The organism is Amycolatopsis kentuckyensis, assembly GCF_002155975.1.
In the GTDB taxonomy this organism is placed as follows: Bacteria; Actinomycetota; Actinomycetes; order Mycobacteriales; family Pseudonocardiaceae; genus Amycolatopsis; species Amycolatopsis kentuckyensis.
Window position 1 is genome coordinate 1 of sequence record NZ_MUMI01000214.1, and the last position, 20992, is coordinate 20992.

The 20992-nt window shown below is 71.2% G+C and carries 22 protein-coding genes; 7 read left to right on the forward strand and 15 right to left on the reverse strand.

Annotated elements, in window-relative coordinates:
* The 3 genes from CCN39_RS21225 to CCN39_RS21235 form a co-directional block, all read left to right on the forward strand.
* Positions 1-841, forward strand: an 841-nt coding sequence (locus tag CCN39_RS21225) for an ABC transporter permease (RefSeq protein WP_086844572.1), incomplete at its 5' end; no start/stop codon positions are given.
* 2 nt (positions 842-843) lie between these two features.
* The gene (locus tag CCN39_RS21230; RefSeq protein ID WP_086844574.1) at positions 844-1485 is read left to right on the forward strand and encodes a FadR/GntR family transcriptional regulator; all 642 of its coding nucleotides are present in this window, start codon (positions 844-846) and stop codon (positions 1483-1485) included.
* 81 nt (positions 1486-1566) lie between these two features.
* Positions 1567-2643: a glycoside hydrolase family 88 protein gene (locus CCN39_RS21235; RefSeq protein ID WP_086844576.1), complete on the forward strand. Its 1077-nt coding sequence runs from the start codon at positions 1567-1569 to the stop codon at positions 2641-2643.
* A 27-nt stretch (positions 2644-2670) separates the two neighbouring features.
* On the opposite strand, the gene CCN39_RS21240 is transcribed toward CCN39_RS21235, so the two are convergent.
* The 6 genes from CCN39_RS21240 to CCN39_RS21265 form a co-directional block, all read right to left on the reverse strand.
* The gene (locus CCN39_RS21240; RefSeq protein ID WP_086844578.1) at positions 2671-3978 is read right to left on the reverse strand and encodes a DNA polymerase IV; all 1308 of its coding nucleotides are present in this window, start codon (positions 3976-3978) and stop codon (positions 2671-2673) included.
* A gap of 1 nt (position 3979) precedes the next feature.
* Positions 3980-4291, reverse strand: coding sequence for a transcriptional regulator (locus CCN39_RS21245; RefSeq protein WP_086844580.1), 312 nt, complete (start codon positions 4289-4291; stop codon positions 3980-3982).
* Positions 4288-4911 carry a hypothetical protein gene (locus CCN39_RS21250; RefSeq protein ID WP_086844582.1) on the reverse strand — a complete coding sequence of 208 codons (624 nt, stop codon included), beginning with the start codon at positions 4909-4911 and terminating at the stop codon, positions 4288-4290. Before CCN39_RS21250 ends, CCN39_RS21245 begins: the two co-directional genes overlap by 4 nt.
* Positions 4912-4968: 57 nt before the next feature.
* A complete protein-coding gene (locus CCN39_RS21255; RefSeq protein WP_086844584.1) occupies positions 4969-5700 on the reverse strand; it encodes an ABC transporter permease in 732 nt (243 codons plus the stop codon).
* Positions 5697-6596, reverse strand: coding sequence for an ABC transporter ATP-binding protein (locus CCN39_RS21260; RefSeq protein ID WP_086844586.1), 900 nt, complete (start codon positions 6594-6596; stop codon positions 5697-5699). Before CCN39_RS21260 ends, CCN39_RS21255 begins: the two co-directional genes overlap by 4 nt.
* A 153-nt stretch (positions 6597-6749) precedes the next feature.
* Positions 6750-8336 carry an alpha/beta hydrolase gene (locus CCN39_RS21265; protein ID WP_167455133.1) on the reverse strand — a complete coding sequence of 529 codons (1587 nt, stop codon included), beginning with the start codon at positions 8334-8336 and terminating at the stop codon, positions 6750-6752.
* Between the two features lie 260 nt (positions 8337-8596).
* Between CCN39_RS21265 and CCN39_RS21270 the strand changes: the two genes are divergently transcribed.
* A complete protein-coding gene (locus CCN39_RS21270; RefSeq protein WP_086844588.1) occupies positions 8597-9769 on the forward strand; it encodes a macrolide family glycosyltransferase in 1173 nt (390 codons plus the stop codon).
* A 435-nt stretch (positions 9770-10204) separates the two neighbouring features.
* Here CCN39_RS21270 and CCN39_RS21275 read toward each other — a convergent pair whose 3' ends face one another.
* The 5 genes from CCN39_RS21275 to CCN39_RS21295 are packed head-to-tail and all read right to left on the reverse strand — an operon-like array spanning position 10205 to position 14917.
* Positions 10205-10582 (reverse strand): effector-associated constant component EACC1, encoded by a 378-nt coding sequence (locus tag CCN39_RS21275; RefSeq protein WP_086844622.1) that lies wholly within the window; start codon positions 10580-10582, stop codon positions 10205-10207.
* Between the two features lie 44 nt (positions 10583-10626).
* On the reverse strand, positions 10627-12345 hold the full coding sequence (locus tag CCN39_RS21280; protein WP_086844590.1) for an aminotransferase class V-fold PLP-dependent enzyme: 1719 nt from the start codon (positions 12343-12345) through the stop codon (positions 10627-10629).
* Positions 12342-13109: an amino acid ABC transporter ATP-binding protein gene (locus CCN39_RS21285; RefSeq protein WP_086844592.1), complete on the reverse strand. Its 768-nt coding sequence runs from the start codon at positions 13107-13109 to the stop codon at positions 12342-12344. Before CCN39_RS21285 ends, CCN39_RS21280 begins: the two co-directional genes overlap by 4 nt.
* Complete coding sequence (locus CCN39_RS21290; RefSeq protein WP_086844594.1) at positions 13102-13980, reverse strand: amino acid ABC transporter permease; 879 nt, start codon at positions 13978-13980, stop codon at positions 13102-13104. Before CCN39_RS21290 ends, CCN39_RS21285 begins: the two co-directional genes overlap by 8 nt.
* On the reverse strand, positions 13967-14917 hold the full coding sequence (locus tag CCN39_RS21295) for an ABC transporter substrate-binding protein (RefSeq protein WP_086844596.1): 951 nt from the start codon (positions 14915-14917) through the stop codon (positions 13967-13969). Before CCN39_RS21295 ends, CCN39_RS21290 begins: the two co-directional genes overlap by 14 nt.
* A 97-nt stretch (positions 14918-15014) precedes the next feature.
* Between CCN39_RS21295 and CCN39_RS21300 the strand changes: the two genes are divergently transcribed.
* Positions 15015-15998 carry a Gfo/Idh/MocA family protein gene (locus CCN39_RS21300; protein ID WP_086844598.1) on the forward strand — a complete coding sequence of 328 codons (984 nt, stop codon included), beginning with the start codon at positions 15015-15017 and terminating at the stop codon, positions 15996-15998.
* Here the strand turns inward: CCN39_RS21300 and ybiA are convergent.
* Both ybiA and CCN39_RS21310 read right to left on the reverse strand, forming a co-directional pair.
* Positions 15959-16540: a riboflavin biosynthesis intermediates N-glycosidase gene (gene ybiA, locus CCN39_RS21305; protein ID WP_167455134.1), complete on the reverse strand. Its 582-nt coding sequence runs from the start codon at positions 16538-16540 to the stop codon at positions 15959-15961. The genes CCN39_RS21300 and ybiA overlap by 40 nt on opposite strands.
* A 69-nt stretch (positions 16541-16609) precedes the next feature.
* Positions 16610-17815: a family 8 glycosyl hydrolase gene (locus CCN39_RS21310; RefSeq protein ID WP_086844602.1), complete on the reverse strand. Its 1206-nt coding sequence runs from the start codon at positions 17813-17815 to the stop codon at positions 16610-16612.
* A gap of 155 nt (positions 17816-17970) precedes the next feature.
* Here CCN39_RS21310 and CCN39_RS21315 point away from each other — a divergent pair, with 155 nt between their 5' ends.
* Together CCN39_RS21315 and CCN39_RS21320 are read left to right on the forward strand one after the other, a co-directional pair.
* Positions 17971-18372, forward strand: a complete 402-nt coding sequence (locus tag CCN39_RS21315) for a TIGR03618 family F420-dependent PPOX class oxidoreductase (RefSeq protein ID WP_167455135.1) — start codon at positions 17971-17973, stop codon at positions 18370-18372.
* Positions 18373-18466: 94 nt separating this feature from the next.
* Positions 18467-18757: a hypothetical protein gene (locus CCN39_RS21320; RefSeq protein WP_086844606.1), complete on the forward strand. Its 291-nt coding sequence runs from the start codon at positions 18467-18469 to the stop codon at positions 18755-18757.
* Here the strand turns inward: CCN39_RS21320 and CCN39_RS21325 are convergent.
* Together CCN39_RS21325 and CCN39_RS21330 are read right to left on the reverse strand one after the other, a co-directional pair.
* Positions 18754-19302 carry a TetR/AcrR family transcriptional regulator gene (locus tag CCN39_RS21325; RefSeq protein ID WP_086844608.1) on the reverse strand — a complete coding sequence of 183 codons (549 nt, stop codon included), beginning with the start codon at positions 19300-19302 and terminating at the stop codon, positions 18754-18756. The genes CCN39_RS21320 and CCN39_RS21325 overlap by 4 nt on opposite strands.
* Positions 19302-20846 (reverse strand): acyl-CoA synthetase, encoded by a 1545-nt coding sequence (locus CCN39_RS21330; RefSeq protein ID WP_086844610.1) that lies wholly within the window; start codon positions 20844-20846, stop codon positions 19302-19304. Before CCN39_RS21330 ends, CCN39_RS21325 begins: the two co-directional genes overlap by 1 nt.
* Between the last annotated feature and the right edge of the window lie 146 nt (positions 20847-20992).

Genomic DNA, 20992 nt, shown 5'->3' on the forward strand with positions numbered 1-20992 from the left:
CAGCGCGATCACCATCATGGGGCTGCTCGCCCTGGTGCAGACGCTGGTGATCATCCTGGGTGCGCTGGACATCTCGGTCGGCTCGATGGCCGGGCTCGCCTCGGTCGTCTCGGCGATGGTGTTCACCTCGACCGGCAACGCCGAGGTCGGCATCCTCGCCGCGGTCGGTGTCGGCATCCTGTGCGGCCTGGTCAACGGCATGATCATCATCTTCGGCCGGGTCAACCCGGTGGTCGCGACGCTGGCCATGCTCGCCACCTACAAGGGCATCGCGCAGGTCATCTCCGACGGCAAGGCGCAGGGCTACACCGGCGGCGACGACCTGTTCATCTTCCTGGCCAAGGGCGCGATCGCGGGCCTGCCGTCGCTGGTGTGGGTGTTCCTGATCGTCGCGGCGCTGCTGCACTTCCTGCTCAAGTACACCGACATCGGCCGCAACGTCTACGCCATCGGCGGCAACGACACCGCCGCCCGGCTGGCCGGCATCAACATCAACCGGTACATCATCGGCGTGTACGCGCTGGTCGGCGTGGTCGCGGCGATCGCGGGCGTGCTGATCACCGCCCGCACCGGCTCCGGCCAGCCGACGTCCGGGTCGGAAGGCCTGGAACTGCAGGCCGTCACCGGCGCCGCGCTCGGCGGCACGATGCTCAAGGGCGGCCGCGGGTCGATCATTTCGACCGTGCTCGCCGTGGTCATCCTCGGCGTGCTCGACAACGGCATGTCCGGGCTGGGCATCAACCCGTTCTGGCAGAACGTCGCCCACGGCGCGCTGCTGGTGATCGCGGTCGTGCTGCAGCAGCTGCGCAGCGGGGAGCGGCGCGTCGGCCTGCCCGAGTAGCGGTGCGGAACCTCCACGCGCGCATCGTCGACGAACTCGGCAGGCTCATCGTCGAAGGCGTCCTCGGGGACGGGCAGCCGCTCGTCCCCGAGGAGCTCGGCCGCCGGTTTTCCGCGTCCCGCACGGTGGTCCGCGAGGCGTTGCGCGTGCTCGAGTCCAAGGGCATGGTCACCGCGCGCCCGCGGGTCGGTACCTGGACGCTGCCGCCCGAGGCGTGGGACGCGATCGACCCGGACGTCATCGCCTGGCGCGTCGGCGGTCCCGGTGGCCGGGAGCACCTGCGCGAGCTCCTGGAACTGCGGCTGGCCATCGAACCGCAGGCGGCGCGGATGGCGGCGCGGCACCGGCGTCCCGACGAGCTTTCGGCGATGGCGGCGGCCTACGCGCAGATGGCCGACGCCGAAGACGACGCGGCTTTCAGGGCCGCCGACGCGCAGTTCCACGCGGCCCTGGTCCGCGCGTCGGGGAACACGTTGATCGCCCAGTTGCAGGTGCCGGTGGTGGCGGCGCTGCGGGCGCAGGGCGAACCGGCGGACACGCTGGTCGCGCACTCCCGGGTGCTGACACTCGTGCTGGCGAAGAACGCCGACGGCGCCGAGTCCGCGTGCCGCCGATTGCTGGAAACCGTTGCGGCGTACCGGTGATCGGTACCTTGACACGGTTACCGGGACGCGCTTCACTCGCTGCGGACGACCGCCGCCATGAGTGCTGAGGAGGACGCTTTCATGCGTTTCCCGGGAATTCGCGGTTTCGGCGTGCTCGCGGCCACGGCGTTGGCGGGCAGTCTCTTCACCGCCCCGGTGGCGACCGCCGCGACCTGCACCATCGCCGAGGAAATGGTGTCCGCGGGCAACTACTGGGTGGCCAACGGAACCAACCTCGACGCGCCGGACTGGCAGAACGCCACGTTCCACGTCGGCAACCTGGCGCTGGTCCGGACCACCGGCCAGTCCAACCACAAGACGTACCCCTGGGCGCAGGCCAACAAGTACCTCCTGCCGGACGACCCGAAGCGGCCGTTCTTCCCGGACAACCAGGCGGCGGGCGAGGCCTACCTGGACCTCTACACCTACTTCCACCCGGAGATCCCGCTGGATTCGATCCGCACGCGGATCAAGGCCGAGGTGGCGTCCGTGCAGGCCGGGCACCGCGACTACTGGAACTACGCCGACGCGCTGAACATGGCGATGCCGTCGTTCGCGCGGATGAGCCTGATCGACCACGATCCATCCTATTTGGACGCCATGGACCAGCTTTTCTCGTACACCGAACACAAGCTGTTCAACGAGTTCACCGGCCTGTGGTACCGCGACGCGCGGTTCAAGGGTTCGGGCGTGTTCTGGTCGCGCGGCAACGGCTGGGCCCTGGCGGCGTTGACGAAGGTCCTGCAGGTGCTGCCGACCGACGACCCGCGGCGGCCGGAGTACCAGCGCGTGTTCAAGAAGATGGCGGCCACGCTGGCTTCGGTCCAGCGGCGTGACGGCTTCTGGAACGCGGACCTGCTGAACCCGTGGAACCACGGCGGCCCGGAGTCCAGCGGCACGGCGTTCTTCGCGTTCGGCCTCGGCTGGGGCGTCAACGCGGGCGTCCTCGACGCGGCCCGGTTCCGCCCGGTGGTCGACAAGGCGTGGACGGCGCTGTCGACGAAGTCCCTGCAGGCCGACGGCAAGGTGGGTTACGTCCAGCCGGTCGGCGACCGCCCGGCGACGGCGAAGGCGACGGACACCGCCGCGTACGGCGTCGGCGCGTTCCTGCTGGCGGGCCAGCAGGTGGCGAAGCTGCAGGGCTGCTCGGCTCCCTAGGGACAAATGCCCCCATGATGTGGCACTTCAGCGTAGGCAGTCGCCGGGGTCGCCGCGGGTCAGGGCCGGGTCCGACTGGGGGAACGTCCGTGCGACGCCGGGGCCGGAGGAGCGGTGCTCGAAGCGGACCGTCACCCGGCCGTGGCCCGCGCCCTGGACCCAGCCCGTGCCGAACTCCTCGTGCACCACGTCGTCGCCCTGGCGCCACGCCGACGGCGGTGCGGCGGCGGGCGCCGGGGCGGAAGACACCACCGTGGGTGCCGAAGGAGGCGCGGCGAGGGTGAACAGCGCGTCCTGGTGGGGCACCGACAGCCCGCTGTAGGCCACGCCCGCCAGGCGGATGCCGCCGAACTCGGCCGGGTCGATCAGCAGCCTCTCCGCCGTCGCCGACAGCTCGGCCAGGTCGTCCGTCGGCGCGGAGATCGTCTCCGAGCGGGTCACCGTGTGCATGTCCGTGTGCCGGAGCTTGATCACCACCGTCCGCGCGACGCGGCCGGCCTTGAGCAGCCGCTGGTGCGCGCCCACCGCGATCCGGCGGACCTCCGCCCGCAGCGTGGGCAGGTCCTTGATGTCGGTGTCGAACGTCGTCTCGGCGCTGACCTGCTTGGTCTCGGCGCGGCCGGCCACCGGGCGGTCGTCGGCACCGGTCGCCAGCCGGCGCAGGTCACGGCCGACGACACCGCCGAGGGTGGCCACCGCGTCCGGTTCGGACAGTGCCGCGAGCTGCCCGAGCGTCTGGACGCCGATGAACCGCAGCTTCCCCTCGGCGACCGGGCCGATGCCCCACAGCGCCCGCACCGGCAGCGGCGCGAGGAACTCCCGTTCGGTGCCTTGGGGCACCACCAGCAGCCCGTCCGGCTTGGCCTCGTCGGAGGCGATCTTCGCGATCTGCTTGCCGTTGCCCGCGCCGATCGAGGCCACCAACCCGGTTTCCGACCGGATCCGCGCCCGCAGTGCCGCGCAGAACGCCGTCACCTCTTCGAAAGAGGCATCGACCAGCGAAGGCGGTTCGGCGAAGGCTTCGTCGAGGGAGATCTTCTCCAGCACCGGCGCGACCTCGGCGACGACCGCGAACACCTCCTGGCTGAGCCGCTCGTAGACGCGGAACCGCGGCGGCACGATGACGCCGTTCGCCGGCAGCAGCCGCCGGGCCTGGGCCATCGGCATCGCCGACTTGATGCCGAACGCCCGCGATTCGTAGCTGGCCCCGGCGACGACGCCGCGGGGCCCGGTCCCGCCGACGAGCACCGGGCGGCCGGCCAGCGTCGGGCGGGTGAGCTGCTCGGCCGAGGCGTAGAAGGCGTCCAGGTCGAGGTGGATCACCCAGCGGGCCACGTCAGTCCCCGCCGGTGACGTCCAGCAGCCGGTGCAGCGCCTTGGTGTAGCTCTCGAACGCGGCCCGGCCGGCCGTGGTCAGCCGGACCAGGGTGACCGGCGTGCGGTGCTCGTAGGCCTTGGTGATCTCGACGTACTCGGCGTCCTCGAGCTTGCGCAGGTGCGTCGAGAGGTTGCCGGCCGTCATGTCCAGGAGCTGCTGCAGGCGCGGGAAGGTGATCTGGTCGCCGGGGCGCAGCCCGGCGAGCGCGACCGTGACCCGCAGCCGCGCCTGGGCGTGGATGACCGGGTCGAGCTGGGGGAGTTCGCTCATCGGCCGGACTTCTCGCGGACGAAGTAGACGATCGCGGCGAGCAGGAACCCGCCACCGCCGCAGACGGTGAGCACGAGGAAGTTGTGCGGGTAGCCCACGAGCACGCTCAGCGCGGCCGACACGATCATCCACGCGCCGAGGCCGTACATGAGCTTGTCCTGCCACACCATGCCACCCGCCAGGTACATCACGCCGGTGAGCAGCAGCCAGGTGCCCGACCACAGCAGGGACACCTGGTCCGAAGAGAGCGCGTGGAACTGGGTGATCCGGATGTCGATGACCGTCAACCCGATCGAGGAGAGCGACCACCCGTAGCCGTACATCGCGCCGACCGTGCGGGTCGGCCCGCGGATCCCCCGGCCGGCGCGGATGTTGACGTAGGCCGTGTAGGCCATCGCGCCGAGGAACAGCAGCGGAACGACGATGCCGCCGGCGACCCAGCCGGGGATCGCGACGCCCGGCTGCACCGTCACGTACGTGAAGCCCCAGCCGACGATCCAGGCGAGGGCCCAGGCGGCGAGCATCCGCGCCGGGCCCCCGCCCAGTTCCCGGCGGGTCCGCCGGTTCTGCCGGGCGATCAGGTTCAGCGATTCCTCGGCCGACATCGGCTCGTCTTCCACCTGGTTCGCCCTCCTCCCGCGCAGACCCCACAATGCTGCACGGAAGCTAACACGCATTCAGAGCCGTGCCGTGTCCAGCCGGAACCGGCGCATCACGACCAGCGCGGGAACCACCAGCCAGCCCAGCAGCACCAGCGCGGCGACCCCCATTCCCCCGGCGTGGGCCAGCGGTTCCAGGCCGACCCGGCCGAGCCAGTACGTCGGGAAGAAGTGCGCCACGGTCGCCATCCAGTCCGGGAGGACGTAGAGCGGGATCCACAGGCCGCCGAGCATGCCCAGCGGCATCATCAGCGCGCCGGTGACCGCGCCGACCGTGTCCCCCTTGCCGAACAGGCCGATGGCCAGGCCCAGCACGGCGAACGGGAGCACACCCAGCCACAGCGACCCCAGCACCAGGAACCACTGCGCGGCGGTCATCTCGACCCCCATCGCCAGCCCGGCGAGGAAGAGCACCACGAGGACCGGCAGCGCCACGGCCATCGCCGAGAGCACCTTCACGACCAGGTAGCCGGGCCCGCGCATCGGCGTGAGCCGCAGCTGCCGCTGCCAGCCGTCGGTGCGCTCCTGCGCCACGCGCGTCCCGGTGAACAGGGCGCCGCCGCTCGCGCCGTACGCCGCCAGGTTGATCATGGTCTGGACGTTCGAGGCCAGCCCGTTCGGCGCCACGAGCTTGCCGAAGATCGACCCGAACAGCAGGAACATCGCCAGCGGCATGCCGATGGTGAAGATGGTGAACTGCGGGCTCCGGACGATCCGCTTGATCTCCAGGCTCAGGTACGTCGTGTTCACGCGGCGGCCTCCTCGGCGGTCAGCGCCAGGAAAGCCTCTTCGAGGCCGAGCGCGGTGATTTCGATGTCGGACGTCTCCGGGTGCGCCGCCAGCAGGGCGCGGATCGCGGTGTCGGAGTCGGCGCAGGCCAGCTCGGCGCGGCCGCCGCGCAGCTGCACGCTCGTGACGCCGGGCAGGCGCCCGAGGTCCGCGTCGGTCGCGCCGGGCACGACGGCCTTGAGCACCCGGCCGGACACCGCGGCCCGGACTTCGGCGACCGGGCCGTCGGCGACGACGACGCCGTGGCGCATCAGCACGACGCGGTCGGCGTAGTCCTCGGCCTCGGCGAGGTAGTGGGTCGCGAACAGCACGGTCCTCCCCGTCGCGGCGAACTCGCGGATGGCCGCCCAGAACGCGCGCCTGCCGTCGACGTCCATCGCCGCGGTGGGCTCGTCGAGCACGAGCAGCTGCGGGTCGCCGGCCAGGGCGAGGGCGAACCGGACGCGCTGGCGTTCCCCGCCGGACAGCTTGCCGCAGCGGCGTTTCACGAGCTTTTCCAGGCCCGCCCGGGCGATCACCTCTTCGGCGGGCAGCGGCTTCTGGTGCGTCGAGACGACCAGGCCGACGATCTCGCCGACGGTGGCGTCCGGCAGCAGCGCGCCGTTCTGCATCATCGCGCCGACGAGCCCCCGGTCGACGGCTTCGCGCGGGCTGCCGCCGGCGACGGTCACCTCCCCCGCGTCCGGCTTGGTCAGGCCGAGCAGCATGTCGACGGTGGTCGACTTGCCCGCGCCGTTCGGCCCGAGCAGCGCGACGACCTCGCCGCGCGCGACCTCGACCGACACGCCGCCGACCGCGGTGACCTGCCCGAACCGCTTGGTGAGGCCGTGGAGCGCGAACGCCGGTCCCCCAGTCATGGCGTCCTCCTTTCGTGGACTTTGAATCGCAAAGTTGCTGCGCACTTTGTAACACAAAGTCCACGTGGATTCAAAGCCCACGGTGTCGGAAAGCCAGAAAAACGGGGTGCCGGGCAGTGTGCCCAGCACCCCGTTTCCCAGGGTTTCCGCAGTTCAGCCGGTGAACCGTCCGGCCGCCACGCCCTGCGTCGCCGCGACGTCGGCCTTGGCGGCCGTCGGCACCGTCGGCGCCGGCTGCGGCAGCGGGGCGCACTCGACGTCGGCCGTGCGACCCGGCTTGCGGGCCGGGAGCGCGCCCGTCGCCAGGTAGTCGGCGATCTTGGTGTCGACGCACGCGTTGCCGCGCGGGGTGATCGCGTGGCTGGTGCCGCCCGGCTCGGCGATCAGCGAAGCACCCGGGAAGCGGCTGCGGACCTCGAGGCTGCCCTCGAACGGCGTCGCCGCGTCGAGCGTCTCGTCGATCATCAGGACGCTCGGCACGCCCCGGCCGTCGATCTTCGTCGGCTTGCCCGCCTTGGCCGGCCAGTACAAGCAGGGGGCGTTGAACCAGGCGTTCTGCCAGGTGAAGTACGGCGCCCTGGCGAAGGTCTGCCAGTTGTCGCGCTTCCACTGCTGCCAGCTCTGCGGCCACTGGACGTCGGTGCACTGCACGGCGAGGTACACCGCGTAGCTGTTGTCGTCGCCACGGCCGCCGAAGGCCTCGAAGAGCGTCTTCCAGTTCTGCCAGTCACCCTTGTTGACGAACCGGGACAGCGCGTCGCCCAGCAGCGTCCACCGCAGCTGGTAGTAGCTCGCCTGCTGGATGACGTCGAGGATCTCGTCCGGCCCGATCACCCCGCCCGCGGGATTGGCGGACACCTTGAGCAGCTGCTCGTTGACGACCCGCTGCACCGCGGCCTGGGTCTTGCCCAGGTGGTAGACGTCGTCGTACTGCGCGAGCCAGTCGAAGTAGATCTTGATGTTCTTGTCGAACGCGACGTCCTGGTCGAGGTTGGCCTGGTACCAGACCTTCCGCGGGTCGACGTTGCCGTCCAGCACCATCCGGCGGACGTTCTTCGGGTAGAGCGTGCTGTACACCTGGCCGAGGTAGGTGCCGTAGGAGTAGCCGTAGAAGTTGAGCTGCTTCTGGCCGAGCGCCTTGCGGATGGTGTCCATGTCCCGGACCGTGTCGGTCGTCTTCATGTTCTCCAGCAGCGCGCGCGAGTTGTTCTTCGCGCAGGCCTCGGCGTACCCCTTGGCGCGGTCGAGCCAGGTCTTCTCCAGCTGCGGGGTGAACGGCACGTACTGCGGCCGGTCGTAGTCCATGTAGTTCTTGTCGCAGCTCAGCGCGGGCTTGCTGGCGCCGACGCCGCGCGGGTCGAAGCCGACCCAGTCGTAGGCGTCGCCGGCGTGGTTCGGCACGCGCGGGCCGCGGGTGGCCAGCAGCAGGCCGGAACCGCCGGGGCCACCGGGGTTCGTCAGCATGACGCCCTGGTACTGCGCGTCGGGCACCTTGTGCTTGACGCGGCTGACGGCGAGCTGGACCTGCTCCCCGGCGGGCTTGCGGTAGTCGAGCGGCACACTGAGGTACCCGCATTCGGCGCCGGCGCCGGACAGCGTGGTGTCGGTGCACGGCCCCCAGGCGATCGACGCCTGTTTCGCGGGAGCGGCGTTCGCGGCGTTCGCGGCGCTTGCGGCCGGCGCGGCCACGAACGTCGCCGCCACCGCGGCGGCCACGGCGGCCAATACGGCACGTCTCACTGATTTCTCCCTTTCGCAGCGTCTCCGGGCGGGGGAAACCCTAGTCCCGCCAAGGGGTCCGGCGGGACGGCTGCGCACGAACGCCCTACGAAGGGTGGAAATCGGGTGGCGCGGACGTTCCGGGATCCGTACGGTCGGCGCCATGATCTTCTTCATCCGGCTCCGCCGCGCCTGAGACGGCGTGACCGCCGGGCTCCCCGCCGATCGGGAGAGCCCCTTCACCTGCGCGCCGTCTGTTCTTTCTCGCTTGAAGGAGCACCATGCTGCGCAAACACATCGTCATGGTCGGCTGCACCGCGCCGAGCCACGTCTACCCGTCGCTGGGCGTGATCAGTGAGCTGGTCCGCCGCGGGCACCGCGTGTCCTACGTCGTCGGCGCACCGCTGGCTTCGCTGGTCGCGCCGACGGGCGCCGAAGTCGTCGGGCACCCGACGATCTTCCCGCTCGGCGAAGCGGCCGTGTGGCCGGACGAGCCGGCCGAAGCCATGCGCGTCTTCCTCGACGAAGCCATCGCGATCCACCCGTCCCTGCTCGAGCGGTTCGACAACGACCGGCCGGACCTGGTGCTGTACGACATCGGCGGGCTGGGTGCGCCGCTGCTGGGGGTGCGGTACGGCGTGCCCGCGGTGCAGCTGTCGCCGACGCTGGTGGCGTGGGAGGGCTACGACGAGGACATGGCCGAGGTGATGGCGCCGATCAAGGCGTCACCGTCCGGTGTGGACTACGCGGCCACGTTCTCGAAGTGGCTGTCGGCCCACGGTGTTGCGGCCGATCCATGGGAGTGGCTGGGGCACCCGGAGCGGATCCTTTCGCTGATCCCGCGCGCGATGCAGCCGCACGCGGACCGGGTGGGCCCGCACGTGCGGTTCGTCGGGCCGTGCCTGGACCCGGCGCGGCTGGCCGATCGTTCGTGGACGCCGCCGTCGTCGGGACGTCCGGTGCTGCTGGTGTCGTTCGGCACGGCGTACACCGACCAGCTTCCGGTGTACCGGGCTTGCGTCTCGGCGTTCGCCGCGGACTGGCACGTGGTGATGTCACTGGGGAAGCACGTCTCGCCGGCCGCTCTCGGGCCGCTGCCGTCGTCGGTGGAGGTGCACGAGAGCGTCCCGCAGCCGACGGTGCTGGCGGCGGCGTCGGCGTTCATCACGCACGCGGGGATGGGCGGGGCGACGGAAGCGTTGTGGTTCGGGGTCCCGACCGTGGCGATTCCGCAGGCGGCGGACCAGTTCGGGAACGCGGCCCAGCTGGAGGCGCTCGGGGTGGGTCGGCACCTGCCGGCATCTTCGGTGACGGCCGAGTCACTGCGGGAGGCGGTGACCGAGGTGTCGTCGTCGGCTTCGGTGGCCGCGCGGCTGGCGGAGCTGAAGGCGGAGATCCGGGGTCACGGCGGGGTTTCCTGCGCCGCGGATGCCGTGGAGTCCTTCGTGGCCTGAGGCCGCCGCAGCAGAACACCCCGCGCCGGAGGAAGACACCGGCCTCGACGAAGTGGACCTTCGGGTCGGCGAACGGCTTGTCCCACCGGCTGTCCGCGCCCCGCGACGACGCCGAAGCAGCACGAACCGGCTTCGGCCGGGAGCCGACTTCCCGGCCGAAGCTGCCGGCTGCGCGGCGGGCCGCCTCCGCGGCGGCCCGCCCGCGGCCCGCGGCTCAGGCCCGGCGGCAACCGGCTCCGGCGCAACCTCAGCCGCCGCAGGTGTTGAGCTCGTCGCGACGCCTCCGCCGGTAGAAGTCGCCGATCGCCTCGCCCACCACGTGGTGGGGCTGGTCGACCAGCGTCGTCACCTCGAAGCCCGCGATCGCCGGGTGCGGTCAGCCGCCGCGGGGCCGGGTCGGCGTGGGTTTCGGTTGCGATCAGCAGCGCATGGCGGCTAGCCGTGGCGCCGGACGAAGGCGTCGATCAGCTGCTGCCGCTCGGCCGACGTCGCCCGTTCCAGCTCGACGCTGTCGCCGTCGATCGTCACCTTGATCTTGTGCTTGCCCGCCTGGCGGCCCAGCCAGTCGCGCAACGTCTCGACGAGGCCGGGGAACACGCCGCCCGCCGCGCTGAAAGCCACCATCAACGACCCGATCGTCACCGGGTCCGCGGCCTTCGCGCCCGGGGGGAGCTCGGCCGGGACCGGCAGCACGTCCACGTCCAGCCCGCCCAGCTCGGCGCGCAGGCGGCGGGCGAGCAGGTCGAACTCTTCGGCGTCCGCCTCGCCGTCCGCTTCGAGCCGGACCATGGCCCGCACGTCCGATTCGGTCATGCGGGCCATGGTGCGCCCGGAAGGCGCGGGTGACAAGGGGCCGATCAGGCGCGGATCTCGTTGAGGTAGTTGTAGATCGTGTACCGCGTGACGTCGAGGCGCCCGGCCAGGTGGTCGACCGCGTCCTTGATGAGGAAATAACCCGCTTCGTCGAGCTCCCGCACCACGGCCGCCTTGTGGCGCTTCTTCATCAGGTCCACCGGGATGCCCGCCTTCGTCACCGCGCGGTCCACGAGGAACCGCTGCAGGCTGTCGACGTCCGGTGGGAAAGTCTCCGGCTCGCCGTTGCCGCCCGGCGACGCGGCCGTGTCGACGCTGTTGACGCACAGGCAGCCGACCGCGACCCCGTCGGCGTCCCGCAGGAACAGCGTCGAGGAGCGGATCGGGCGGCCGTCCGGGCCGTGCGTGCGGTAGTTCGTCAGGTCCTGGGTGGTGCCGCGCCGGACCAGGCCGAGCAGCAGGTCGGTCATCGGGCCGCCGACGCTGCGGCCGGTGAGGTCGCCGGCGATGGCGACGATCGAGTCCGGCAGCCGGCTCAGGTCGTGCAGCAGGACCTCGTTGCCCGGGCCGAGCATCGCCGCGAGTCCCGGGATCGCGGGCACCAAGGCCGTCAGCACGTCGTGCGTGGTCGCCCCCGCGGCGGGGACCACCAGGGGTTCGCGCGGCCGCGTCAGCGTCTCCAGCGCCGTGCGGAGCAGGTCCGCGGCCGCCGCCGGGGTCGAGGCGTGCGGCGACAACCGGACGTGCTCGGGCCGCACGGTCGCCGCGATCCCGGCGTTCGCCAGCGCCGCCCCGACCTGCTCGGCGGGGTGGCCGGGCAGGGTGAACGCCAGGATCCCCGCGCGGCGGCCGACCGCCGAGACGACTTCGGCTCCGCAGGACGCCAGGACCTCTTCGAAGGAGGCCAGCCGCTCGGCGATCCGCGCCGCGATGGCGCCGACACCGGCCTCCTCGACCAGCTCGAGGGCCTCGGCGAACGCGCCGGAGGTGATCGGGCTGAGGTTGGAGATCGACCAGGCCTGCGCGGTCGCGTCCGGCGGGTGGATCTCGTCGTCGAACAGGCCCGGGTCGCGGGCGCCGGTCCAGCCCGACAGCACCGGATCCATCCGGTCCAGCGCGCGGTCGGACAGGACCGCGAAGCCGGTCCCCCACCCCGCGCGCAGCCACTTCTGCCCGCCGACGACCAGGACGTCGGCGACCTCCCAGGGCTCCTCGACGACGCCGAAGCCCTGGATGCCGTCGACGACCAGCAGCCGGTCGCCGACGACGTCGCGCAGCGCGGCCAGGTCGGCGCGGTGGCCGGTGCGGAAGTCCACCGCGCTGACGCTGACCGTCGTGATCTCCGGCGTCAGCGCCGCGGCGACCCGCTCCGGCGTCACATAACCGCTGGTCAGGCGCCGGACACGCAGTCGGCCAGCCTGTTCGGCACGGGCCCAGGGGTAGGTGTTGGCGGGGAACTCCGCCGCCGACACCAGCACCTCGCCGGTGCTGTGGAACGCGGCCTGGAAGAGGCCGAGGCTGGTGTTCGGGAGCAGCACCGTGTGGTCGGTGTCCGAGCCGGACAGCCGCGCGGCGGCGGCCTTGGCCCGGACCTCCTGCCGCATCAGCTCGTCCACAGTGGACGGCCCGGCGGTGGTGGCCTGGTCGAGCAGGGCGGCCGTCGTGTCGAGCACCGCGTGCGAGGGCGGCCCGAACCGGGCGAAGTCGAGGTAGCCGGCAGGCTCGTCGAACTGGAGCAGGTACCGGGGCGAAATCCTCCTCACGCGAGGATCCTCGCGAGGAACTGCCGGGTGCGGTCGTGCTTCGGTGCGCTCAGCACCTCCGAGGGCGGACCGGTCTCGACGACGGCGCCGTCGGCCAGGAACACCACCTCGTCGGCGGCCTCCGCGGCGAAGCTCATCTCGTGCGTCACGACGACCATCGTCATCCCCTCCCCCGCCAACGTACTCATGACTTCCAGCACCTCGCCGACCAGCTCCGGGTCGAGCGCCGACGTCGGCTCGTCGAACAGCATCAGCTTCGGCTTCATCGCCAGCGACCGGGCGATCGCGACGCGCTGCTGCTGCCCGCCGGACAGCTGCGCCGGGTACGCCTCCGCCCGGTGCGCGAGCCCCACCCGGTCCAGGAGCGCGAGCCCCTGCTTGCGGGCCTCGTCCGGCTTGAGCCCCAGTACCCGGATCGGCCCTTCGACGACGTTCTCGAGAGCCGTGCGGTGCGCGAACAGGTTGAACCGCTGGAACACCATGCCGATGTCGCGGCGCTGGCGTGCCACCTCGCGTTCGCGCAGCTCGTACAGCTTGCCGCCGCGCTGCCGGAAGCCGATCGGCTCGCCGTCGACCCAGATCTGGCCGGCGTCGATGGTCTCGAGGTGGTTGATGCACCGCAGGAACGTGCTCTTCCCGGCGCCGGACGGGCCGAGCAGGCAGACGACCTGTCCCTTGTGGACTTCGAGGTCGATGCCGCCGAGGACTTCGGTGTGGCCGTAGGACTTCCGGACGCCGACGGCACGCAGCAGGGGCTCAGACACGGGCACTCCTCACCAGCGGCACGCCGCGCAGAGCTTTGCCCGCGCGGGCGAGCGGGCCGCGGTCGGCCTGCCCGAACGCGCGTTCCAGGTAGTGCTGGCCGACGCCGGCGACGGTCACCACGACCATGTACCAGACGGCCGCGGCCAGCAGCGTCTCCATCACCAGCAGGTTGTTGGACGAGATGTTGTTGGCCGCGTGGATCAGCTCGGTCACGCCGATCACCGACGCCATCGACGTGCCCTTGAGCATGTTGATGAAGTCGTTGCCGGTCGGCGGGATGATCACGCGCATGGCCTGCGGCAGCACGACCCGGCGCAGCGTCGCGGCCGGCGTCATGCCGATCGACTTCGCCGCTTCGGTCTGTCCGCTGTCGACGCTGTTCAGGCCGGCGCGGACGATCTCGGCCATGTACGCGCTTTCGTTGAGCGCCAGGCCGAGGAACGCGGCGGTGAACGCGCTGATCAGCACGTTCGTCTGCGCGTGGACCACGAACGGGATGTCGATCACCGGGAAGACCAGCGCCAGGTTGTACCAGAGCAGGATCTGCAGCAGGACCGGAAGGCCGCGGAAGATCCAGATGTAGCCGGCGGCGAACCACCGCGCGACCGGGTTGGCGCTGCGCCGCAGCAGGGCGATGACGATGCCGAGCACGATCGCGACGCCCTGGGACAGCACGGCGAGGACGACGGTGTTGAGCAGGCCGGTCGCCATCACCTTGTAGAAGACGAAGTCCGGGACCTGGCCCCATTCGATCTGCGCGTTGCCGAGCGCGATGCCCAGCAGGACGAGCAGCGCGAGGATGATCGCGGCGGCGACCCACCGGCCCCAGTGGCGGAGCCGGACGATCGGGAGCGGTTCAGGAGCCGCCATTGATGGCAGCCTCCTTGATCGCGCCCTGCTCGACGCCCCAGGCCTGCAGGATCTTGCCGTAGGTGCCGTCGGCGATCAGGGCCTGGAGCGCTTTCTGCACGGAGTCGCGCAGGGTCGTGTTGGCCTTGTTGACGCCGATGCCGTACGGGCCGCCGTCGATCGGCTCGCCCGGGACGACCTCGAAGAACTTGCCGTCGCCCGCCGTCCGCGAGATGTAGACGGCGCTGGGCAGGTCGTTGAGGATCGCCTGCACGCGGCCGGTGCGGAGCTGGTTCTGGTTCTGGTTGTCGCTGTCGGTCGCGGTGACGGTGACCGCCGGCTTGCCGGCCTGCGTGCACTTGGTGCTCTGCTCGGCGGCGAACTTCTGGTGGCTGGTGCCCTGCACGACGGCGACGTTCTTGCCGCAGAGGGTGTCCGGGCCGGTGATGCCGTCCGGGTTGCCCTTGCGGATCATGATCGTGATGCCCGAGGTGAAGTAGTCGACGAAGTCGATCTGCGCCTGGCGGGCCTTGGTGTCGTTCATGCCGGCCATGGTGAGGTCGATGCGGCCGGACTGGAGGCTGGTGATCAGCGAGCCGAACGCCATGTCCTGGTGCGTCACGGCGACGCCGAGCTTGGCGGCGATCGCCTTGGCGAGGTCGACCTCGTAGCCGATCGGGGTCTTGCCGTCGGCGGCGTAGAAGTTGTTGGGCGCGGACTGCAGGTTCGAGGCCAGGTGCAGGCCGGCCTGCTTGACGGCGTCCGGGAGAGCGGCGTTGAGCTGGGCGTCCTTCTGCACGCCCTGGACGATGGCGGCGGTGTCCGGGATGCCGGAGGCGGGTGCCCCGGCGGCCTGGGACGTTCCGCCCGCGCCGTCCGGGCCGCCGCCGCAGGCCGTCACGAGGACGGCCACGACGCTCGCGAGCACTACCGCCGGCACGGCACGAGAACGGGACATAACGGACCTCCACTGTTCGGCTGGCCGGAACGCTACAACTCAGTGTTGAAGAGGTCAACTCGCTGTTGAAATCCTGACCGGTGCTAGCTTCGCGGACATGAGCCTGCGGATCGGCATCCTGGGGGCGGCTCGCATCGCACCCGCGGCCTTGGTCAAGCCCGCTTCTGCTGTTTCGCCCGTGTCGGTCACCGCGGTCGCGGCGCGGTCTCTCGATCGCGCGCAAGCGTTTGCGTCCAGGCACGGGATCGCCCGGGCTTACGCGGGTTACGAGGAGTTGCTGGCGGACCCGGACATCGACGCGGTGTACAACCCGCTGCCGAACGGCCTGCACGGCCGCTGGACAAGGGCGGCGTTGGCGGCGGGGAAGCACGTGCTGTGCGAGAAGCCGTTCACGGCGAACGCGGCCGAGGCGCGGGAGATCGCTTCGCTGGCTTCGGCGTCGGACCGGGTGGTGATGGAGGCGTTCCACTACCGCTACCACCCCCTCTCCCTGCGGGTGGAGGAGATCGTGGCCTCGGGCGAGCTGGGCGAGCTGCAGCGCGTCGAGACGGCGTTGTGCTTCCCGCTGCCGAAGTTCTCGGACATCCGCTACGACTACGGCCTCGCGGGCGGGGCGACGATGGACGCGGGCTGCTACGCGGTCCACATGGCACGGCTGTTCGGCGGGGAGACACCGTCGGTGGTGTCGGCTTCGGCGAAGCTGCGGTCACCGCACGTGGACCGGGCGATGACGGCGGAGCTGGCGTACCCGGCGGGCCACACGGGCCGGATCACGTGCTCGATGTGGTCTTCGTCGGTGCTGAAGATCAGCGCTTCGGTGACCGGGACCCGCGGGTCGATCCGGGTGTTCAACCCGCTGATGCCGCAGGCGTACCACCGGTTCACGGTGCAGATCGACGGCGTGAAGCGCACGGAGAAGTTCCCCCGGCGGTCGACTTACGCGTACCAGCTGGACGCGTTCGCGGCGGCGGTCCTGGAGGGCGCGCCGGTGAAGACCTCGGCGGCGGACGCGGTGGAGACGATGACGGTGATCGACGAGATCTACCGGGCGGCGGGGTTGCCGGTGCGCGAGCCGAGCTGAGCGCGCACGTCGGCGAGGGCGAAGCCGAGCAGGTTCGAGCCGCGCCACGCGCGTGGCTTCCCGGCGCGCGGGTCGTCGGCCGCCAGGCCGATTCCCCAGACCCGGTCGACCGGGCTCGCCTCGACGAGCACCCGCTCGCCGGTCCCGGCCAGGTAGCGGCCGAGTTCCGGGTGCTGGGCGAATTTGGCGGCGCTGCCCTCGACCACGATGCCGTAGCGGTGCGCCACCCAGGTCTCCTCGTCGAACCCGCGCACCCGGCGGCCGAAGTCCTTGGCCTGCTTCGGGTGCACCGCCGCGAGCACCTGCGCGGCCACCTCTTCGTCACCGAAGAGCTTCGCTTTGCGCCACATCATGTAGTGCTCGGCCGTGGCGAACCGGACCTCGTCGACCTCGAACGGCGCGGGCCACCACTGGCTGAAACAGCCGGCGCCGACTCCGCCACCGCGGGGTGGGCGGTGGCCCCAGAAGTACACGTACTTGAACCGCCGTCCCGCGTCGAGGGCGCGGGTCAGCTCCTCGACACTGCGCGGGTGACCGGTCATGCCGCCAGTCTCACCCACGCGAGAGCCGTCCCGCACCCGGAATAACCGGATGCGGGACGGCCGGCGAACCTACGCGGCCACGTAGTTGCCGCTCAGGATCAGCAGCACCTGGACCGTGATCCCGGTCCCGTAGTAGTCCGTCGCGTCCGGCGACCAGGACGAGACCGCCGTCCACAGCTTGTCCAGCCACGCCTGGCTGCCCGGGTCCGTCATCGCCGCCACCGCGAACGGGGCCGTGAAGCACGGGTGCTGGCCGCTCTCCGTCTTCGAGCCCGACAGCGAATACCCGCTCTGGATCTTCGCCGGGTCCCCGGCCGTCGCCGACTTGATCCACGTGTTCATCTTGCGGACCTGGGCCGCCGCCGCGCTGCCGGGAGCCGAGATCGCGTCCGCTCCCAGGCGCCACGGGTCGCGGCAGGCGTTCCAGCTGTACTTGCCGTCGTACGGGCCCTCCAGGAAGTCCGCCGGCGCCGGCTTGGGCGTCGTGTTCGTGTTGACCACGAAGTCCGGCAGCAGCCCCGTGTTCGGCGCGTACGACGACTGCAGCTGGCTCACCGCCGTCTCGGAGCGGGTGCGGACCGAGGTCCAGAAGCTGTCGCCGGTCGCCGTGGCGAACGCTCGCAGGTGGCCCGGCATCCAGTCCGACGAGCGGGAGCTGTTGCGGTACTCCGCGTCGTTGCCCCAGTCGCCCAGCAGCGTGAACTTCGTGGTGCCGTTGACCTCGCTCTTCTTGATCGCGTTGATGATCCGGACGGCTTCGGCCTTGTAGTTCACCGCACCGCCGCTGCCCCACTTCTTGTCCGCGATCAGCAGGCCGTAGGCGATTTCGAGGTCGCCGTCGGTGGCGGAGTCGCTGCCGTTGACGCTCTTGCAGTTCGCGTCCTGCTCGGCCGCGTGCAGGTCCCGGTTGTTGACCGACGGGTGCGCCTTCACGAACTTCAGGATCCCGTCGACGATCGAGCGCGCCTGCGGGTCCTTCTCCGCCATCATCGCCGAGATCGTCATGCCGTAGCCCTCGCCCTCGGCGACGAAGGCGTGGTCGGCGTCCTTGGACAGCACGGCGTACGTGCCGGTGCCGCACTTGGTCGTCAGGAAGTTCTTCTTCCAGAAGTCGTAGTACTTCTGCAGCGCCGCGTCCTGCGTGGCCTGCGAGACCGACGGCCGCAGCGTTCCCGGCACGTACGGCGTGCCGGCCGCGGACGCGGACGTGGGCACGCTCAGCAGCCCCGCGGCCAGCGCGGCCGAAACCACCGCCGCCCGGACGACTCTCTTCATGGCTCCTCCGTTAAGACATCGTTGGCTGCGGCGAGGTGAGCGAAGCGTGACAGAAGGTTCAAGACCAGGTCAAGACCGTTAGGAAACTTTCCTTACTATCACCCTGAGTGGGTCCCACGGCGCTCCGCCCACCCGGACGGACTAGCGTGGACCTCATGAAGATCGACCTCGACGGCCGCGGGCCGGACTTCCGCGCGTTCTGGACCGAGCGCCACCTGGCCACGCTGACCACGGTCCGGCCGGACGGCACCCCGCACGTCGTCGCGGTCGGCGTGACCGTCGACTTCGAGGCCGGCCTCGCCCGGGTGATCACCTTCTCCCCGTCGGTCAAGGCCCGGCTCGTGCGCGCCGCGGGCGCGGCCGGGATCCCGGTCGCGGTCTGCCAGCTCGACGGTCCCCGATGGTCCACTTTGGAGGGACGCGCGGTGCTGCGCGAAGACCCGGAATCGGTGCGCGACGCCGAAAACCGGTACGCCGCCCGCTACCGGCAGCCCAAGCCGAACCCGCAGCGGGTCGTCATCGAGATCGCCGTGACCCGGGTGCTCGGCAACGCCTGATCCGCCACCGCACGAACCCATTTCCGCGGATCGCCGGTTCCGGACCGGGCCAGGGCCGTCCTACTTTGGGCGAAACGACCAAAGGTGGACAACCATGAACCGCATCGAATCGGCCGCGCAGACCCTCGCCCCTGGAGCCGAGCTCGAACCGCTGATGCCCGTCGAGCCGCTCAGCTGCGCGGTGGCCGTGTGGCGGGCCGTCACCCGGCTGGCCACCGCCGAGCGAGCCACCGCCGAGCGGGAATTCGCGCGCGCCATCGCCCAGGGCTCGCCGGACCTCGGCCACATCGGGTTCTACCCGGCCGTGGACCTGGTCCGGCATGCGGCGCCGTCCGGAGGGGCGTCCCTGATGCAGCTGGTGAACGCCATCGAGGCCCAGCTCTAACGCCCGTCCGCGCGGGCGTGCACCAGCCGGGTGTACTCCGCGAGCAGGTCCGTCAGCTCGCCGTGCTCCCCCGCCGCCGCCAGCTGCTGGTGGCCCACCAGCATCGCCATCCCCAGTGACGTCAGCGTCCGGGCCAGCGCCCGGTCGCCGACGATCCCTTCGACCGCCTTGCCGACCGTCCGCAACCGGGCGTCGTCTACGCGTTTCTGCGCCGCGCGCACGGTTTCGTCGGTCCTCGCCCACGCGCGGATGGCGGCCTCGGCCTCGTGCGGCAGCCCGAGGGTGAGGTCCATCAGCGCGGCGAAGTCGGCCGCCGGCCCGCCGGTGCCGAAATCGCGCTCGCGCAGGATGCGCACCTGGCGGTTCTCCCAGTGCTCCAGCAGCTGCGCCACGAACCCGGGCCAGCCGCCGAAGTGGTGGTAGAACGACCCGCTCGTGACGCCGAGGCCGCGGCACAGGGCGCCGACGTTCAGCTCGGTGAACCCGTGCCGCGCCAGCACGTCCAGCGCGGCCTCGAAGTACCCCTGCCGGGTGACCGGCGGCATCAGACGTTCCGGTCCCGGTCCCGCCAGTAGGGTTCCCGCAGCGAACGCTTGAGGATCTTGCCGGTGGCGTTGCGCGGCAACGCGTCCACGACGTCGACACTGCGCGGGCACTTGTAGTGGGCCAGCCGCTCGCGGCAGAACTCCACGATCTTCGCGGCGTCGAGCTGGTCGCCGGCGACGACGGCCTTGACCTGTTCGCCCCACTTCTCGTCCGGGATGCCGATCACGGCCACCTCGGCGACGCCGGGGAACTCCGCCACCACGCGCTCGACCTCGGGCGAGTAGACGTTCTCGCCCCCGGTGATGATCATGTCCTTGACGCGGTCCTCGAGGAACAGGAACCCGCCGTCGTCCAGGCGCCCGACGTCGCCGGTGCGGACCCAGCCGTCCACAATGGTCTCCGCGGTCGCTTCGGGCTTGCCGAGGTAGCCCGCCATCCGCTGCTCGGTGCGCACCCACACCTCGCCGACCTCGGCGTCCTCCGCCGTGACCGGGTCGACGATCCGGATGTCCACTCCGGACAGTGCGGTGCCCGCCGAGGCCAGCCGTTCCGGGCGGGCCTGGTCGCGGTGCGCCTCCGGGGCGAGGGCGGTGACCGCGCCGGACAGCTCGGTCATGCCGTAGACCTGGGCGAACTTCACGTCCGGCCAGGCCGCGAGCACCGTGCGCAGCAGCGGGAGCGGCATCGGCGAAGCGCCGTAACAGAGGTACTTCAGCCGGGAGAACGCCTGGAGCGCGGCCTCGCCGGCCTGCGCGATCCCGGCCACGACGGCGGGCACCAGGAAGGCGTGCGTGATCCCGGCCTGCAGGGCCGCGAACAGCGACGCCGCATCCGGCTCGCGGGTCAGGTAGGACGGCTCGCCGTAGAGGAACCCGGACACCGCGTAGCAGCTGCCGCCCACGTGGAACAGCGGCATCGCGACCAGGTTGACGTCGCCCGGGCCGATCGGGAACGCCGTCCCGGCGGCGAGGCCGTGCGCGAGGACGCTGCGGTGGGTCAGCACCGCGCCCTTCGGGAAACCGGTGGTGCCGCTGGTGTACATGACCAGCACGCCGTCGTCGGTGTCGACGCCGGTGGCGGCGTGCGGCGCGGCGGAGGTCAGGAAGGACTCGTACTCGTCGGCGTCCCCGCCGACGACGATCACGCGTTCCACCGCGGGCAGCCGGTCGCGGATCGCGTCCAGCGCGGGCCGCAGCTCGGCGCCGACGAAGACGACCTTCGCGCCCGCGTCCTTGAGGACGTAGGCGAATTCGTCGCCGGACAGCCGCCAGTTGACCACGGCGTTGGCCGCGCCGAGGCCGCCCGCCGCGAAGGTCGTCTCCAGGCAGGCGGGGTGGTTCTTGTCGACGAACGCGACCCGGTCGCCGCGCGCGATCCCCGCGGCCGCGAGGGCGCCCGACAGCCGCCGGACCCGGTCGTCGAACTCCGCCCAGGTCCACTTCCGGTCGCCGAAGACGAGCGCGGTGTCCGTGGGGCGTTCCCGCGCCCAGTGCGCCAGGAGCTCGCCGAACAGCCGGACCCGGGGGCGGACGTCTTCGGGCATGGGAGTTCCCTTCGGGCCGGCACTGGACCATAGACCGCCCTATGGTGCGCCGCGGCCGCACGGGCGTCAATACCGGTCAGCGGGAGCTTTTTTGACCGGGTTGTCGGCATATCGCATGCTGTACATGATGTATGACAGTCCTCGAC

What these genes read in the sequence shown, in the direction of transcription:
- CCN39_RS21235 (WP_086844576.1), top strand. Translation starts at nt 1,567, where the DNA reads ATGCGTTTCCCGGGAATTCGCGGTTTCGGCGTGCTCGCGGCCACGGCG.
- CCN39_RS21245 (WP_086844580.1), bottom strand. Translation starts at nt 4,291, where the DNA reads ATGAGCGAACTCCCCCAGCTCGACCCGGTCATCCACGCCCAGGCGCGG.
- CCN39_RS21260 (WP_086844586.1), bottom strand. Translation starts at nt 6,596, where the DNA reads ATGACTGGGGGACCGGCGTTCGCGCTCCACGGCCTCACCAAGCGGTTC.
- CCN39_RS21270 (WP_086844588.1), top strand. Translation starts at nt 8,597, where the DNA reads ATGCTGCGCAAACACATCGTCATGGTCGGCTGCACCGCGCCGAGCCAC.
- CCN39_RS21275 (WP_086844622.1), bottom strand. Translation starts at nt 10,582, where the DNA reads ATGACCGAATCGGACGTGCGGGCCATGGTCCGGCTCGAAGCGGACGGC.
- CCN39_RS21290 (WP_086844594.1), bottom strand. Translation starts at nt 13,980, where the DNA reads ATGGCGGCTCCTGAACCGCTCCCGATCGTCCGGCTCCGCCACTGGGGC.
- CCN39_RS21295 (WP_086844596.1), bottom strand. Translation starts at nt 14,917, where the DNA reads ATGTCCCGTTCTCGTGCCGTGCCGGCGGTAGTGCTCGCGAGCGTCGTG.
- CCN39_RS21300 (WP_086844598.1), top strand. Translation starts at nt 15,015, where the DNA reads ATGAGCCTGCGGATCGGCATCCTGGGGGCGGCTCGCATCGCACCCGCG.
- ybiA (WP_167455134.1), bottom strand. Translation starts at nt 16,540, where the DNA reads ATGACCGGTCACCCGCGCAGTGTCGAGGAGCTGACCCGCGCCCTCGAC.
- CCN39_RS21310 (WP_086844602.1), bottom strand. Translation starts at nt 17,815, where the DNA reads ATGAAGAGAGTCGTCCGGGCGGCGGTGGTTTCGGCCGCGCTGGCCGCG.
- CCN39_RS21315 (WP_167455135.1), top strand. Translation starts at nt 17,971, where the DNA reads ATGAAGATCGACCTCGACGGCCGCGGGCCGGACTTCCGCGCGTTCTGG.
- CCN39_RS21320 (WP_086844606.1), top strand. Translation starts at nt 18,467, where the DNA reads ATGAACCGCATCGAATCGGCCGCGCAGACCCTCGCCCCTGGAGCCGAG.
- CCN39_RS21325 (WP_086844608.1), bottom strand. Translation starts at nt 19,302, where the DNA reads ATGCCGCCGGTCACCCGGCAGGGGTACTTCGAGGCCGCGCTGGACGTG.
- CCN39_RS21330 (WP_086844610.1), bottom strand. Translation starts at nt 20,846, where the DNA reads ATGCCCGAAGACGTCCGCCCCCGGGTCCGGCTGTTCGGCGAGCTCCTG.